General features: G+C 39.3%; 10 protein-coding genes and 1 pseudogene. 3 read left to right on the top strand and 8 right to left on the bottom strand.

Annotated features, from left to right (window positions below):
• Positions 1–15 precede the first annotated feature (15 nt).
• Positions 16–3,105, top strand: a complete 3,090-nt coding sequence (locus tag EV694_RS03915) for an efflux RND transporter permease subunit (protein ID WP_132689572.1) — start codon at positions 16–18, stop codon at positions 3,103–3,105.
• 345 nt (positions 3,106–3,450) lie between these two features.
• On the opposite strand, the gene EV694_RS03920 is transcribed toward EV694_RS03915, so the two are convergent.
• The 6 genes and pseudogenes from EV694_RS03920 to serB all read right to left on the bottom strand — a co-directional run.
• Positions 3,451–5,433, bottom strand: a complete 1,983-nt coding sequence (locus EV694_RS03920) for a GNAT family N-acetyltransferase (protein WP_165865497.1) — start codon at positions 5,431–5,433, stop codon at positions 3,451–3,453.
• Positions 5,402–5,869, bottom strand: coding sequence for an rRNA maturation RNase YbeY (ybeY, locus tag EV694_RS03925; RefSeq protein ID WP_132689579.1), 468 nt, complete (start codon positions 5,867–5,869; stop codon positions 5,402–5,404). Before ybeY ends, EV694_RS03920 begins: the two co-directional genes overlap by 32 nt.
• Positions 5,862–6,971 (bottom strand): PhoH family protein, encoded by a 1,110-nt coding sequence (locus tag EV694_RS03930; protein WP_132689581.1) that lies wholly within the window; start codon positions 6,969–6,971, stop codon positions 5,862–5,864. The genes ybeY and EV694_RS03930 overlap by 8 nt, the downstream gene beginning before the upstream one ends.
• Positions 6,972–7,131: 160 nt before the next feature.
• Positions 7,132–7,323, bottom strand: a complete 192-nt coding sequence (locus tag EV694_RS03935; RefSeq protein WP_243645972.1) for a DUF5363 family protein — start codon at positions 7,321–7,323, stop codon at positions 7,132–7,134.
• Between the two features lie 56 nt (positions 7,324–7,379).
• Positions 7,380–7,871: a YajQ family cyclic di-GMP-binding protein gene (locus EV694_RS03940; protein WP_132689584.1), complete on the bottom strand. Its 492-nt coding sequence runs from the start codon at positions 7,869–7,871 to the stop codon at positions 7,380–7,382.
• A gap of 2 nt (positions 7,872–7,873) precedes the next feature.
• Positions 7,874–8,731 (bottom strand): annotated as a pseudogene (serB, locus tag EV694_RS03945) (phosphoserine phosphatase); the annotation flags it as partial.
• Between the two features lie 80 nt (positions 8,732–8,811).
• On the opposite strand from serB, the gene EV694_RS03950 reads away from it, so the two are divergent.
• Entirely contained in the window at positions 8,812–9,489 is a 678-nt protein-coding gene (locus tag EV694_RS03950; protein WP_132689589.1) for a YtjB family periplasmic protein, read from the top strand.
• 251 nt (positions 9,490–9,740) lie between these two features.
• On the opposite strand, the gene EV694_RS03955 is transcribed toward EV694_RS03950, so the two are convergent.
• Positions 9,741–10,895 (bottom strand): FAD-dependent oxidoreductase, encoded by a 1,155-nt coding sequence (locus EV694_RS03955; protein WP_132689592.1) that lies wholly within the window; start codon positions 10,893–10,895, stop codon positions 9,741–9,743.
• Between the two features lie 147 nt (positions 10,896–11,042).
• Between EV694_RS03955 and miaB the strand changes: the two genes are divergently transcribed.
• Entirely contained in the window at positions 11,043–12,467 is a 1,425-nt protein-coding gene (gene miaB, locus EV694_RS03960) for a tRNA (N6-isopentenyl adenosine(37)-C2)-methylthiotransferase MiaB (RefSeq protein WP_132689595.1), read from the top strand.
• 459 nt (positions 12,468–12,926) lie between these two features.
• On the opposite strand, the gene EV694_RS03965 is transcribed toward miaB, so the two are convergent.
• A partial coding sequence (locus EV694_RS03965) for a VCBS domain-containing protein (protein ID WP_207859785.1) occupies positions 12,927–16,595 on the bottom strand: 3,669 nt, incomplete at its 5' end.

Consider the following 16,595-nt stretch of genomic DNA (forward strand, 5'->3'; position numbering starts at 1 on the left):
CGAAATAGGAATGATATGAGATTTACCGATATTTTTATTCGTCGTCCCGTATTGGCGATTTCCATTAGCATATTGATTGTGATTTTGGGATTACAAGCCATTTCTAAGCTAACGGTACGCGAATATCCGAAAATGACGACGACGGTGATTACCGTTAGCACCACTTATGCAGGGGCGGATGCAGGTTTGATGCAAGCCTTTGTTACCTCCACCTTGGAAGAAGCTATTGCTCAAGCAGATAATATTGATTATATGTCATCAAGCAGTGCACCAAGTAGCTCTACCATTACGGTAAAAATGAAGCTCAATACCGATCCTAATGCAGCATTAGCGGATATTCTAGCTAAGGTGAACTCTGTGCGTTCGGAATTACCAAGTGGTATTGATGATCCTACCATTACCTCTTCTACAGGGGGAACGGGTATGATGTATTTGAGCTTTGTTTCTGATCGTCTTAGTGAACCACAAATTGTCGATTACATTGAACGCGTAGTAAAACCCCAATTCTTTACCATTCAAGGGGTCGCAAAAGTTCAAATATACGGTGGCGAATATGCCTTACGCATTTGGCTAGATCCTGCTAAAATGGCGGCACAAAATCTTGCCACCACAACGGTAATGACCGCATTATCTAACAATAACCTACAAACTGCCGCAGGAAGTTTCAACGGCTATTTTACCGTTTATAAAAATAAAGTAGAAACCACCACAAAGTCGGTGGAAGAATTAGGCAATGTAGTGGTTGCCAGCAATGGCGATAATCTTATTCGTTTAAAAGATATTGCTGAAATTACTTTAGATAAAGAAAGCGATAGCACAAGAGCCGCAGCCAATGGGCAAGATGCGGTTGTGCTAGGAATTGAAGCCGCACCAACAGCTAACCCACTCACTGTGGCAAAGGATATTTATCCATTATTTGAAACCATTCAAACTAACTTACCCAATAGTATTAAGGCACAAATCCTCTATGATGCCACGATTTCAATTAATAATTCCATTAATGAAGTATTAAAAACGATTGTAGAGGCAACGGTTATTGTTTTAGTGGTAATTACCTTATTTATTGGTTCTTTCCGTGCGATTTTAATTCCAATCATCACCATTCCAATTTCTTTAATTGGGGTAATTATGTTATTACAAGTTTTTGATTTCTCAATAAACTTAATGACCCTACTTGCCCTTATTTTGGCTATCGGCTTGGTAGTTGATGATGCTATCGTAGTATTAGAGAATGTGGATAGGCATATCAAATTAGGCGAAACACCATTCCGAGCAGCAATTATTGGCACAAGGGAAATTGCCGTGCCTGTTATTGCGATGACCTTAACCTTAGTGGCGGTTTATTCACCTATGGCATTAATGGGCGGAATTACAGGGGCATTATTTAAGGAATTTGCTCTCACTTTAGCAGGTGCGGTCTTTATCTCAGGTATTATTGCTTTGACCTTATCGCCAATGATGAGTAGCCGAATGTTAAAAGCCAATGGCAAACCAAGCCGTTTAGAACAACGTATTGAGCATACCCTAGGCAAAGTCAATCGTGGCTATGAAGCGATCTTGGCAATAATGTTAGCAAATCGTAAATCAGTGATTGCCTTTGCGATAGGGATTTTCCTTACCTTGCCTATTATGTTTAAAATGCTGTCATCAGAGCTTACTCCAACTGAAGATAAAGGGGCATTTATGGCAATGGGAACCGCACCAGCCAATGTGAATGTGGATTATGTTCAGGGGGCAATGAAACAATATGAAAATATTTTAAAAGACACACCAGAAGTCCATTATTCTCAAGTGATTGCGGGAGCACCGAATACCAATCAATCTATTACCATTATTGTATTGGAAGATTGGGCTGAACGTAGCCGTACTCAAGCGGAAATAATGAAAGAACTCAATGCGAAAGCCGCATCTATTCCTGAGATGTCTATTACAGGTTTTGCATTCCCTGAAATTAATACAGGGGAACAAGGTGCTTCAGTGGGATTTGTCATTAGTACCGCCAATAGTTATACGAATTTAGCGGAAGTTGTCGGCGATTTCCAACAAGCCATTCGAGAGTCAGGTAAGTTTGTCTATAATGACCTTGATCTCAAATTCAATACAGCTCAAATGAAAGTGGATATTGATAAAGAAAAAGCAGGGACTTATGGCATCACAATGGCACAAATTAGCTCTGTATTAGGAAGTTATTTATCGGGAGCAACCATTGAGCGTGTAAACATTGATGGACGTTCTTACAAAATTATTTCTCAAGTAAAACGTGATCAACGCTTATCGCCTGAAAGTTTTAACAATTACTATGTTACTGCAAGTAATGGTAACTCAATTCCTTTAAGCAGCTTACTGACCGTAACCTTAGAAACACAGCCACTCTCTTTATCTAGTTTTAACCAGCTAAATGCTGCAGAAATTAGCTTAGTGCCTACACCCGGTACTTCTGTTGGTGATGCCGTAGAATGGCTAAAACAAACCGCCGCAGAAAAATTACCACAGGGCTATAACTATGACTTTAAGGGGGAAGCTCGCCAGTTAGTACAAGAAGGTAACACAATGATTTATACCTTTGCATTGGCTGTTATCATTATCTTCTTAGTCTTAGCGATCCAATTTGAGTCTTGGCGTGATCCTATGGTTATTATGATTTCTGTACCATTAGCCGTAAGTGGTGCATTAATTGCCCTCAATATTTTTGCATTCCTTGGCAAAGCAGGCACAACCTTAAATATTTATTCTGAAGTTGGTTTAGTAACCCTTATCGGCTTAATTACTAAACACGGGATATTAATGTGTGAAGTTGCCAAAGAAGAGCAATTATTACATGGCAAAAATCGTTTTGACGCCATTGTTGAAGCCGCAAAATTGCGTTTACGTCCAATTTTAATGACCACCGCCGCAATGATTGCAGGCTTAATCCCATTACTCTTCGCCTCAGGTTCAGGTGCAGTGGCTCGCTTTAGTATCGGTATTGTTATTGTCGCAGGTTTAGCAATAGGGACATTATTTACCCTCTTTGTATTACCTGTTATCTATACCTTTATCGCCAGCGAACATAAACCTTTACCTGTGTTTGATGAAAATCAGGATAAAACCGTCAATAATCATTAGTTTGCTAATGAGTTAGATAAAATAAATACCCTTAGTTATTTTACTAAGGGTATTTTATAATCACTCCATTTTAAACCATATAGTGAACGTCCATAGTAAAACCCATAAAATCGCCACATAACCACATAAAATAAAAGAATTGATAGTATAAATAAGAATAATACACCAACATATCCACCAAGTTACTCAAACAAAACAATACGGCACGCATATATTTTTTAAATACCATTTTTTGCCTGATAAAATTGGCTATTGTAATATTTTATTTTGCATTGACTATATACAAGCAACACGCTAAGACAGTACAAATAGCGCAAAGATACCCCCATTATTTTAGAACGCCTATCACAACGCTATATACTGACGAACTTTATCACGCATTAAGGATAGCCATTGTTTTTGACTATAATTATCCTTTTGTTTAAGCAGTAAGGCTAAGGATTGATCCTGATGTTGCAAAATTAAACGTTGAATCGCTGGCAATGCTGCATAAAAAGTGCGGTGCCATTGGGCAAAATTTTGTAGGCTTTGTTGATCTTGTGGGCATAACCGCCAATCTAGTGGCATTTGTCCAAAGTAAAGGGATAGGGGGTGAGATTGTAAGCCGATATCTCGGCGAAAAAAAGATTGTGCCTGTTGGCATAGTTGTTTCCCTTGTTCACTTAGAGGATAAATGGCGATTGCATTATAATAGCCTGTACTTGCCTCTTTGTGTTCCCCCAAATATACCAATTCAAACCCTGCTTGTTGCCAAAATTGTGCCAATCTTGCTTGATAACCAAAACTGACCGATAAATAGTCTAGCCCTTTTAACGCGTTTACTGAGGGGCTAAGGCATTGTTGCTGTAGTTGTTGGAGCAAAGCAGAACCTATGCCCTGCTGTTGGTATTCTGGTTGTAAAGCAATGCGTGAAATACGCAATGACCTTAATTGACAAGCTGAGGGTAACTGCTGTTGGAAACAAAGTAATTGTGCTACTAAATTTCCTTTGGGGCGGCGTGTTCCTTGTAAAATCTGTTGAATAAGAAGATTATCTTTCATTCCCCCTTCAAAAATTCCCCAGATGCCTCCAACAATCTGCTCCTGTTGTTTGGCTAACCAAAATTGTTGTTGGTCGCCATCAAATAAACGGCGTAAATCAATGGGGGTGGTACGATAATGTGCTTGGGCAAGTAAGCGATAAAATTGCTCAATATTGTTTGACTTGGCGATAAGCTCTCTTTGTGAACAAGGTATTAACTTAACCTGAGAGGGAATGATGGGCTTGATTGGAAGTGGCGTGGGCTTTTCATTTAATAATAATAGTTTATTCACAAAACCCTCTAAGGGATCTTGTTCTCGCCAACGTAAAGGAAAATCTAAGTGAAACACTTGACTTTTACCCTCTAAATTTGGCAGAAATTTTAGCAGAAAACCTTGTCCTGTGCCTTCATAACCATCAACGGTGGTGGTAAAAAGAATATGTTGAAAATGACCGCTCAATTTATGCAAAATTTGGAGAGGTAATCTTGTTGCTTCATCGACCAGTAACCAAGCCTGGGCAAATTTTTGTGGCGTTAAGGTTAATTGTCGAGCAAGTTCATCAGGGGCGATAAATTGCAATGTTTTTTGACAAAATTTTTGCAAAATATTGACCGCACTTTTATTTGCCGCCGTAATATAAATGGGGCTTGTTAAGTGGTTAGCCAATAGCCCCGCTAAGGCTGATTTACCTCGTCCTCGTTTCGCTGTTACCACATAATACTTTGCTTGTTGCAATAAAATTTGTTCAATAATGGCTTGCTGGGGTTCGGTGGCGCGCTTATGAGGGAGCCTTGCCCTATGAGGAGATAACATCGCTCGATGAGGTAAATTCTCGGTAAGTATAAAATTGGCATGAAATATTTCATCATAACATTGTTTAAAATATTGACGAAAATTGACCGCACTTACAGGATAAGTGGCACTATGCCAACGTAAACTGTCCTTATCAGGCTGTTGCTGCCAGCTTTGCCAATTTTCTACCAACATCAGCACCGCTCCCCCAGCTTTTAAAGTACCGCTTACTATTGCTAGGCTTTCTAAATGTAGCTGTTGACGACCATCATAAATAATCAAGCTAAATTCCTGCCCTAGTAGGTTGCGAGTTTGCGAAAACGGCACAAATTTTATAGCGGGAAAAATGAGAGTATCGCCGATCCAAAGCACCTCATCAAGGTTATCTTGAATAAAATGGGAAATAAAGTGCGGTGGTATTTCCGCTTTTTTGGGCAAATCTAAAATATAAAGGGAGCGAGCTAACACAATCTCCCCTCGCTTAGGCTTTCTCACTAAGATAAGGATCAGCAAAACCAAGTTGCAACATAATCGCTGTTTCTAAACTTTCCATTTCTTCGGCATCTTGCGGTTCAATATGATCATAACCAAGCAAATGCAAACTGCCATGCACCACCATATGCGCCCAATGTGCCAATAAAGGTTTTCCCTGTTGCTCCGCTTCACGTTCTACCACTTGCCGACAAATCACTAAATCGCCCAACAACGGCAATGCCACTTCCGCTGGGCTTTCAAAGGGAAAAGATAACACATTAGTGGGTTTATCTTTATGCCGATATGTCCCATTAAGATATTGGCTTTCTTCCTCATCAACCACACGAATGGTCATTTCAACATCATCACGCTCTGGCTTAACTGCCAATCTTGCCCATTGCTCAAATTGTGCTAAGCTCGGCAAATTTTCTTGTTTTTCGCAAACAAGTTGTAAATCAATTAATACCTTATTCATCATTCATCTCGTTAGCGAACTGTTCAAGTTTCGCTTGTTCCTCATTCAATTTTTCCAAGCGTTTTTGTTCTGCCCGCTGTTGGCGGCGAATTTCATCTTCCGCTTCCCATTTATCATAAGCCTGCACCACTTTAGCCACCACAGGATGGCGCACAATATCTTGGCTCATAAAATAATTAAAACTTAATTCTGGCACGTCTGATAACACATCAATGGCATGGCGTAACCCCGATTTTTGATGACGAGGCAAATCCACTTGAGTAATATCCCCTGTGATAACCGCTTTAGAATTAAAGCCAATCCGTGTTAAAAACATTTTCATCTGCTCAATGGTGGTATTTTGGCTCTCATCTAAAATAATAAAGCTATCATTAAGGGTACGACCACGCATATAGGCGAGCGGAGCAATTTCGATCACATTACGCTCCATCAGTTTTTGCACACGTTCAAACCCCAGCATTTCAAATAACGCATCATAAAGAGGACGCAAATAAGGCTCAATTTTTTGCCCCAAATCCCCAGGCAAAAAGCCCAATTTTTCCCCAGCTTCAACAGCAGGACGGGTAAGTAATAAACGTCTTACCTGTTGTTTTTCTAAGGCTTCTACCGCTGCAGCCACCGCTAAAAACGTTTTACCTGTCCCCGCTGGACCGATACCAAAACTAATATCGTGCCGCAAAATATTATACAAATATTGAATTTGATTCGCCCCACGAGGTTTAATTAGCCCCCGCTTGGTTTTAATGCTAGTGGCATAAACCTTGCTTTCCGCAGATGTTGTATCCTCATTTTCCTGTAACAGTAAACGGCTTTCTTGAATAGCAATATGAACATCTTCCAAATCCAGTTCACGCACCTTACCTTGGATCGGCGCAGTTTCTAAATAAAGCTGTTCAATTAATTTCGCCACATTATGGATTAAACTTAAATGATGAGGTTTATCTTGTTCATCATCGGCTTGCAAGGTAAAGGTAAAATTACGATAGGAAATCATCAAATTAAAGGATTTTTCAATCAATTCAAGATGACTATCAAAAGCACCACAAAGGGATTGCAAACGAGCATTATCCTGTGGATCAAGCGTAAAAGTATGTTGATACAATGGCGATTGTCCTCTGTTGTGTATAGTCGTCCCACTTTAAAATGATACAGTGTTGGTACGCCTCGCCATACTACTTGTACTGTATTCAGCGTGCCGCCTTGTCTTATTTTAAATTGAAACAACTATATTTTTATATGAATATGTTGATAAATTTAGGGGATTATTTATTATTTTCTCTCCGCTTCAAAGCCATTCTTTCTTCCTTACTATATAACGGCGGATCATAACGAGCAGGGGGCATACAACCACAACCACCTTTTTTATCTAGCCCTGAAGTTTTCAAAAAATGATCATATTTCGCAAGCAGATGTTTAAACCAACCTTGTGATGGTGTTTGAGATTGTTCTGACATAATGCCTTCTAATATATCCTCATTCAGCTTTAAAGCCAAACGACGACAATCCTCTTTTAATCCCGAAAATTATTAAATTGAAAAGGTTGCCCTAACTCAGCACTTTTCACCAGTTGAATAACGGCTTGTAAATCATCTCTTGATTTTCCCGTTACTCTCACTTGTTCCCCTTGAATTTGAGTTTGTACTTTAAGTTTAGAGTCTTTAATCAGCTTAGTTATTTTCTTTGCCATTTCCTTATCAATTCCCTGTCTTAACTTAATTTCTTTACTATAAGTTTTACCGCTATGTTCATATTCTGTAGGAATATCTAAAGAATTGGATTCAATATTGCGTTTAATGCAAGCATTACGCAGAATATCAATTAATTGTTCTAACTGAAAATCAGATTCTGTGGCGACTTTAATACTTTCATTTTTTTCATTTAATTCAATACTCGCAGGCACATTACGGAAATCATAACGGTTAGCTAAATCACGATTGGCATTTTCTACCGCATTACGCACTTCGTGTAAGGTAATTTCTGAAACAATATCAAATGATGGCATTCTTATTCTCCTCTTATTCTATCATTTGCACTTAATACACATAAAAGACCACTAAAATCCGCAAAGTTTATCACAATTTTAGCTTGCTGTTGTACTTTTGGTTTAGCGTGTAAAGCCACGCCTAAACCCGCTGCTGACATCATTAACAAATCATTCGCCCCATCGCCAATAGCGACTGTTTGAGCCAGATCGATTTGATATTGCTCGGCTAATTGAATTAAGGTATCTGCTTTATATTGTGCAGTTACCACCTCGCCTTTAACCTTACCTGTAAGCCGTTCCCCTTGAATTTCTAACTGATTAGACACTGCATAATCCAATCCTAAGGTTTCTTTTAAATAATCCGCAAAATAGGTAAATCCACCAGAAGCAATCGCAATTTTCCAGCCATTTTTCTGTAATAATTTCACACTTTCCACTAAGCCCGGCATTAAGGGTAAATCCTTTTGCACTTGAGTCAAAATAGCCATAGAGGCGTTAGCTAATGTTGCTACACGTTGACGCAAACTTTGCTCAAAATCTAACTCTCCCCGCATGGCTTGTGCCGTAATCTTAGCCACTTGTTCCCCTGTACCTGCCAATTTAGCTATTTCATCAATACATTCAATTTGAATCGCTGTTGAATCCATATCCATCACAAGCAAGCCAGCTTGGCTTAAACGCGGTGTAAAATCAATAGGCGCAATATCTAAGCCTAATTGATGGGCAACATCTATCCAAGCAGGTTGCAACGCCTGTTGCAATAAAATCACTTCATTTTCTGCTATCGTCCAGCGATCAAAAATAGTAAAATTCTGACCGCACTTTTGTTGAAATTGCATAAAACGCTCTTCCAACGATTCCGATGTATAAACGATGAAATATGACATAAAATACCTAACTCAACCAATAAAACAACAATAGTGATACTAGCATAAATTAAAATTTTGAGGCAAACAACTTGAGCTTTACAAAACAGAAACTCACCAAAATTGGCTTGATACTCACAATCCTGCTCTTTTGTATCAGTATAATGAGCATTATTTTCTATGGTATTCAACAATTTAAAATTAGTTCTCAACTTGCCAGCGTCAACCAAGTTACCCATCTTTCACATTTACTGGTTCGCCAACAAGCAAATCTTTACGCTATGTTATTAACCAATCCTAATACCAATAGCGAACAACTTAATGAACATCTAGGCGATTTTGCTAAACAAGTTTTTGTGCTAGATGCCTCGCTGTACAGTGCCAATGGCGAATTATTGGCACAAACCCATAAAAAAATGAATGTATTACAGCAAATTCATCAAAAAAGCCAACAATATCAGAATAGCCAACAAATTGTAGAAACCATTTATTCTCCACAAGGGGTAATAGGTTTTTTACGGGTTACCTTTGATAACCAATATGGACAAACCACACAATATAAAATTAATCAAATTTTTCATCAGCTCTATGGCGAGTTTATTTTGGTATTTTTAACAGGTGTATTACTTGCCAGCAGTTTTCATTACTTTTTAAGCCATTATCGCCGCATTAAGCCTCATCATTTACCAGAATCTGAGCATAATCCGATAAAAACCAGAAAGATTTCTCCTAGTCTGGCTTATCATCGCAGGCGGCGGCGATCAAAGTAAATCATTAGAGTAAAGTGCGGTTTAATTTATGCTTATTTTATTCTGTAATGAACAAAATAGTTACTAGGTTCAATCTCTTTTTTAAAAAGGAACAAAAAAACTTGTCCTTTTTGTCTAAATCTGAATATTAGAAACATAGCACTCAAAATCATATTCAACGCTATAAATGCAATCATTGTAATCAAGTTTTTCCCACTGAAATTTGATTATGGATACCATTTTCTTTAAGCGAAATTTTAGTATGCGAGTGTTTATAACCCCAAAGCATACCGCAACACTTGCTTTTTAACCGGTGTTATTTTATCTACAGCAAGTAAGGCTGTATTGCGTAATAATTTAAGTGGGAGGAGATCTTGTTTAAAGCCTTTGTAGAATATGTCCATACCTGTTTGCATAAGTAAATTATCGCTTTTGCGTTGGCGTTGATATTGTTGCCACATCTTTTCGCTCGTTAAGGGTTGTTCATTGGCGAGAGCTTGTTTTATTAAGGCTAACAATAATTTTACATCTTTAAAGCCTAAGTTTACCCCTTGTCCAGCTAACGGATTAATGGTGTGTGCAGCATCGCCCACCAAAACAATCCCCTCTGCAAAATATTGTTGAGCGTGGCGACGTGTTAAGGAAAAACTGGCAAAATCTTGTACTTGTACCTTGCCTAAGCGTGCTGGGAAATGCTGTTGAATTTGTTCCGCTAATTTGGCTTTGCTTAAGGATTTTAATTGATGAATACGTTGTGGGCTATCATACCAAGCTAAACAAGCCTGTTGTCCCACAAGGGGTAAAAAGGCTCTTGGGCCGCTTGGAAAGAATTGTTGCCAAGTTATATCTTGTTGTTCAAGCTCGGTATCCACGATAATTAGCATACAATCTTGTGCGTATTGCCAACCTGTAAGACCAATGCCTGCAATTTGGCGTAATTGGGAATTTGCTCCATCGGCGGCGATAACTAAGGGGGCGGAATATTGTTCGCCATTATCTAAAAAAAATTGCCAATTCTGACCGCACTTTTCTATCTTTTGAATAGAAGCAATGCTGGTTTGTACTTGCGAATCAAAGGCTTGCCATAAACCATATTGAATCAAGTTATTTTCTACCATAAAACCTAATTCATTTAGTCCTAAATCCTGTGCATTAAATTGGGTAGCAAACCCTTCAACTTCCCAAGTTTGCAAATGACGATAAGGGCAAATGCGTTGTGTTTCAATAAATTGCCAAGCCTGTAATTGTTTTAATAATGCTACTGACGCAACACTAATGGCTGAAATGCGAATATCATAGGAGGAATTTGCTTGATATTGCGGAAGATGTTTTTCAATAAGTCTCACTTGTAAACCTAGCTGTGCTAAACCTAAGGCACAAGCTGCCCCCACCATTCCGCCACCGACTACAATGACTTGTTGTTGCATATTTTCGCCCTTATTCAATACCAATGAAGTAGGTTATTTTACTCTAAAGTATGAAATTACAAAAGAACAACAGTTTTAACTAGTCATCAAGGCGACAAGGTTGTAAAATACGCAGTCAATTTTTTATTAACCAATAACATTAGAGCTATGACGCAAAAATTACATATTAAAACTTGGGGTTGCCAGATGAATGAATATGATTCATCAAAAATGGCAGATTTATTGCTAAATACCCATGGTTTAGAATTAACAGAGGAAGCGGAAGAAGCGGACGTATTGCTGTTAAACACCTGCTCTATCCGCGAAAAAGCACAAGAAAAAGTGTTCCATCAATTAGGACGCTGGAAAGATCTGAAAAAACAAAATCCGAATTTAGTTATCGGTGTAGGGGGCTGTGTTGCCTCGCAAGAGGGGGCACATATTCGTGAGCGTGCGCCTTATGTTGATATTATTTTTGGCCCACAAACATTGCACCGCCTACCTGAAATGATCAACCAAATTCGGGGCGGGAAAAGTTCTGTGGTGGACGTCAGTTTCCCTGAAATTGAAAAATTTGACCGTTTACCTGAACCTCGTGCAGAAGGCCCGACTGCCTTTGTTTCCATTATGGAGGGCTGTAACAAATATTGTTCATTCTGTGTCGTGCCTTATACAAGGGGTGAAGAAGTGTCACGCCCTGTTGATGATATTTTATTTGAAATCGCTCAACTTGCGGAACAAGGGGTGCGTGAAGTTAATTTATTAGGGCAAAATGTAAATGCGTATCGTGGCCCAACCCACGATGGCGAGATTTGTACCTTTGCGGAATTATTGCGTTTAGTGGCGAGTATTGACGGTATCGATCGCTTACGCTTTACCACCTCACATCCCATTGAATTTACCGATGATATTATTGATGTTTATCGTGATACACCTGAATTAGTGAGCTTTTTGCATTTACCAGTACAAAGTGGCTCCGATCGTGTATTAACCATGATGAAACGCAATCATACCGCATTGGAATATAAATCCATTATCCGTAAATTACGCAAAGTGCGCCCAGAGATCCAAATCAGCTCAGATTTTATTGTCGGCTTCCCAGGCGAAACTCAACAGGATTTTGAAGATACCATGAATTTAATCGCTCAAGTCAATTTTGATATGAGCTTTAGCTTTATTTACTCTGCACGTCCCGGTACACCTGCAGCAGATATGCCTGATGATGTAAGTGAAGAAGAGAAAAAGCAACGCTTATATATCTTACAAGAGCGAATTAACCAACAAGCTGCTCAATTTAGCCGCCGTATGCTAGGGACAGAACAACGTGTTCTGGTTGAAGGCCCATCTAAACGAGATATTATGGAGCTGACTGGACGCACCGAAACAAACCGTATCGTGAATTTTAAAGGTACGCCTGATATGATCGGTAAATTTGTGGATATTAAAATTACCGATGTTTGGACAAATTCCTTACGCGGCGAAGTGGTGCGCACCGAAGACGAAATGGGATTAAGGGTATTACAATCCCCTCAAGTAGTTATCAATCGTACACGCAAAGAAGATGAGTTAGGGGTTGGGCAGTATCGGGGATAGCTCAATTTCTATTATTAATATTGTTGTATCCAAAGCCCAAATTATTATATTTGGGCTTTCCTTTATTCATATCATACTACTCATTTCAATTTAAAATAGGGCAAAGTAGCACACTGAGATTGTAAAAGTGCGGTTGATTTGTAAATTATTTTTCCCTTGCATTTCTCCACCTTTGCTAATTTTCTCCCCTTTTTTCAAAAGATACGTCCTACTTTCTTTACTCCCATAAAGAAAATAGACAAAGAAACAAGGAATACAGCGAAAACCATATACAATAAGTATATAAGGGATCTGATAATGATATATTATTCTTATTTGAAACAACTCTATAATTTCTATTCCTCTACATAATAAAAAACGGCAAAAACCTCAAAAGTTTTCGCCGTTTTTATTATAAAAACTTTTCAAAAAACAACCGCACTTTTTAGTGCGGTTGTGATGATCAAGTTCGCTTATGGATTAGATAATAGTGATGCCTTGTTCAATATGGACGAGGTTTTCGGTGGTTGAACCTGTTGTACCATTATAAGCATAGGTATCATAGGTAACCCCATCTTTTTCCACAGTACCCACTTTAGACCAATAACCATTGCCATCAGTATAACGTGCTGCTGGCTCGGTTGTTGTGGTTCTTGAACCGTTAGAACCTGTCGCTGCAGAACCATTATCCCCAAAGTCAATCGTGGAGCTTGCATTACCTTGGATATACAACGCTTTTTTGCCATCAGGGTTATTCAAGGTTAATTGGCTCAAGGCTAAATCTAAGTGGTAATTACTTGCTCCTGTTAAATCAATCACCTCAAAGTTAATAAACTGTTTGATGTTATCCACTTTTGATGAAGAGGTAATTACCAAGGTATCCAAACCATCACCACCGTCAATGGTTACGTTTTGACCTACATCGCCACCGATGGTGATCTTATCATCGCCAGCACCTAATTGAACGGTAAATCTGTCTGTACCTAAACCAATGCTACCTGTAACCTCAATAATATCGTTACCATTACCCATATCAATACTGGTTTCATTACTGATATAAGCATCAATATTACTATTGTTACCAACGATTAACTTATCATCACCATCACCCATATTAATGGTTGGAGAGTTACCTGTATATAACGCATTTTTATAGATATATTGCGTTACCATAATGGTATCATCGCCAGCACCCGTATTAATTACCGAAGCATTAGCAATAGAATCAAAGTTAAAGGTATCAGAGCCGCTACCTGTAGTTAATGTTGTTCCACCGATTTCAGCACCTGTGGTAACGCTATTATCACCATTACCCATAATAATGGTACTATCATTTAAATGGTTACTTGTAGTGATCGCATTATTACCATCACCTAAAGTAATGTTAGTATCATCCATAGTGGTTTTCACTAAGATAGTGTTATCGCCATTACCTGCGGTAATATTCACATCTTGCATATAAGTACCTGATGTAATGCGGTTATTACCATTACCCAAGGTCATTGTGGTATCGCTAATTGAGGTTGTCGCAACAATACTGTTGTTACCATCCTCCATCGTGATTTTACTATCATCAAGGTAAGTACCCGTAAAGATACTGTTATCACCACCGCCGAGATTAATCGTATTATCGCCAGAATAAGGTGAGTTACCCCCTATTTGCTTGCTAACCTCAATACGATCATCGCCATCTCCACCAGTAATCACGTTTTTATCAACAATATAACCACCAACGCGTACTTCATTATTACCATTGCCAAGCTCAATGGTTGACTCACCATCAAGATTTCCACCTACAGTAAGTAAATCATTACCATCGCCAAACTTATAGGTAACATAAGTTGCCGCTAACTGAGAGTTAGTCACTGAAATCAGATTATCGCCATCACCCATATCTATCACTTGGGTACCAATGATACTACCTCCAAGCTCAAGCTTATCATTACCCTCTCCCATGGCAATAGTTAATCCATTCATTTGTTGTAGCGTACCACGAACTAATAAATAGTCATCACCTGCCCCCATATCAATACGTGGGCTAGACCCTTTATCTAAGTCATTCTTCGCAAGAGAGCCATTAGTCAATGGATTCTTACTTGTTCCATCTTCATTGAAGCCTCCAAACTGCTCCAGACCAAGGATAATATAATCATTACCATCACTTGAAGTAATACCACCATTTTCATGAGTCGCTGTTGTTTGTCGATAGGCAACATAAGTAGGATCATCAAATCCACCACCGAATACCCTGTTTGTAGATGCCGTTGTATCTGGTCCTTCACTCTCATTTAAGGCAGAGAACAGGTTACGCATCGCATAAATTTTACTTGTTGTCACATTACCCGCACCATCAACAATACGTACCTCAATACCATCATTGGTATAACGGTTCCAATTTGGCATATTAAAGGTATAAGTACCATCGCTATCTTGACGCACCGTTGTCCACTGAGAAAACTCTCCTGTTCCTGTCATATAACGGAATGTAATGGTCGCATTCATTTCAGAACCACCCGATGGCTCTAACACCATTTGCGTTGTATCACTATTAAAGGATTTCACTCTCATTGGTTCAACTATCGTATCCAAACGGAACTTAAACTCTTGCGTAGAAGTAACCACTTCTTCGCCATCAACAGTATCCACCACTTTCACACGATAGAGATAATCTTGACCACGAGTTTCCTCTAAATTATCAGTGAAAGTATAGTTAATACCGTCAGTGGTTTGTAATGAAGTATTCTCAATAACCGTTTCATCATATTCCTCAAAGTTACTGATTTCAGTACCTAATTTATAACGCACCACCACTAACTCTTGGTTGCTATCCAAGGCTTTATCTAAGCTAAAGCTCAAGGTTGGCGTTGCATCATTGGTTAAGCCTGTAGCTTTGCTTACCGCAGTGCTGCCTGAACCACTGGTAATATTGCCTGTATAATTATCCGCTGATTGATTTGGATAATATTGTGTCACGCTATCACTTTGTTGTTGCGGATTATGCGGTGTCGTACCATTTTCAAAGTCATCTGTGAAATTATCATTCAAGCTAATAGAAGCTAATTTCGCATTTTGACCGTTAATGGTTACCGTTACCGTTTCTTTATCGCCACCAGAAGTCGCTACTTCAAAGGTATCCGTTAAGGTATCGCCTTGTTTTAACTGGTTCACTTTTTCATTGCTTTGATCAAGTGTATAAGTCCAGTTACCCTCTGCGTTAATACTGTATGCACCATAGGTTGCATCACCTGAAGCTGCTGTCCAAGTTGGATCATTATCAACATCAGTGACGGTTAATTTACCTGTGGCAGTATTGGTTGCACTAACATCGTTATTAGCACCCACACCATCGGTAACCGAGCCAGTTTTAACGCCACCAATCACCGCGGCATCGTCTTTACCGTTCACCGTTACGCTAATGGTATAGCTACCGCCTTTGACGCTGGTAACATCAAAGCTATCGGTTACAGCCTGCCCCTCTTGCAATGCTTGAGTAGCTGGTTTGCTGTCATCGAGTACATAAGTCCAAGTACCATTAGCATTCAAGGTAAAGGTACCATAAATACTCTCTTTGGTTTGAGCAACAAGGCTAACTTCAGAACTACCCTCCATCGCTTTTAACTTACCGCTCGCTTTTGAATCACCTGCGGTACCGTTATTCACGCCACCAGCTTCGGTGGTTTCAAGATCCTCAGGAACGCTGGTATCTACAGTGATCTCTACAGATACAGGATCTTGTTTCGCTATCGCACTGCCTTCGGCATCATTACCCGCTTTATCTGTCGCTACCGCTTTCACACCTGTTTCATCTTTCACTTTATCTGCTGGTAAAGTGATTTTGCCATCCACTGGTGTGATTGATGCATCATCTGATGTCCATGTGCCGTTCTCATCTTTAGTTAATGTCACGGTTTTAGTCTCACCATTACTGCTATCTGTTGGGGTGTAAGTTACCACAACTTTATCTGCATCCTCTGGCAAGGTCACCTCTACGCTACCATCTGTCTTCGCATCTACTGTCGGCGCTGTCGGGTCAGTTAAGTCCACAGTAAATTTCTTCTCTTCACTCGCCGCACTTTCGTTACCCGCTTTGTCTACCACTTTCGCTGTGACTTTGTACTCAGTGCCGTCCGTTAAGTTCGCTTTCTGGTT

Origin of the sequence: Volucribacter psittacicida (genome assembly GCF_004339025.1) — a bacterium.
Lineage (GTDB): Bacteria > Pseudomonadota > Gammaproteobacteria > Enterobacterales > Pasteurellaceae > Volucribacter > Volucribacter psittacicida.

Excerpts from the sequence above, each read along its gene's own strand:
- EV694_RS03955 (WP_132689592.1), bottom strand. The coding sequence starts at position 10,895 with ATGCAACAACAAGTCATTGTAGTCGGTGGCGGAATGGTGGGGGCAGCT.
- miaB (WP_132689595.1), top strand. The coding sequence starts at position 11,043 with ATGACGCAAAAATTACATATTAAAACTTGGGGTTGCCAGATGAATGAA.
- EV694_RS03915 (WP_132689572.1), top strand. The coding sequence starts at position 16 with ATGAGATTTACCGATATTTTTATTCGTCGTCCCGTATTGGCGATTTCC.
- EV694_RS03940 (WP_132689584.1), bottom strand. The coding sequence starts at position 7,871 with ATGCCATCATTTGATATTGTTTCAGAAATTACCTTACACGAAGTGCGT.
- ybeY (WP_132689579.1), bottom strand. The coding sequence starts at position 5,869 with ATGAATAAGGTATTAATTGATTTACAACTTGTTTGCGAAAAACAAGAA.
- EV694_RS03935 (WP_243645972.1), bottom strand. The coding sequence starts at position 7,323 with ATGTCAGAACAATCTCAAACACCATCACAAGGTTGGTTTAAACATCTG.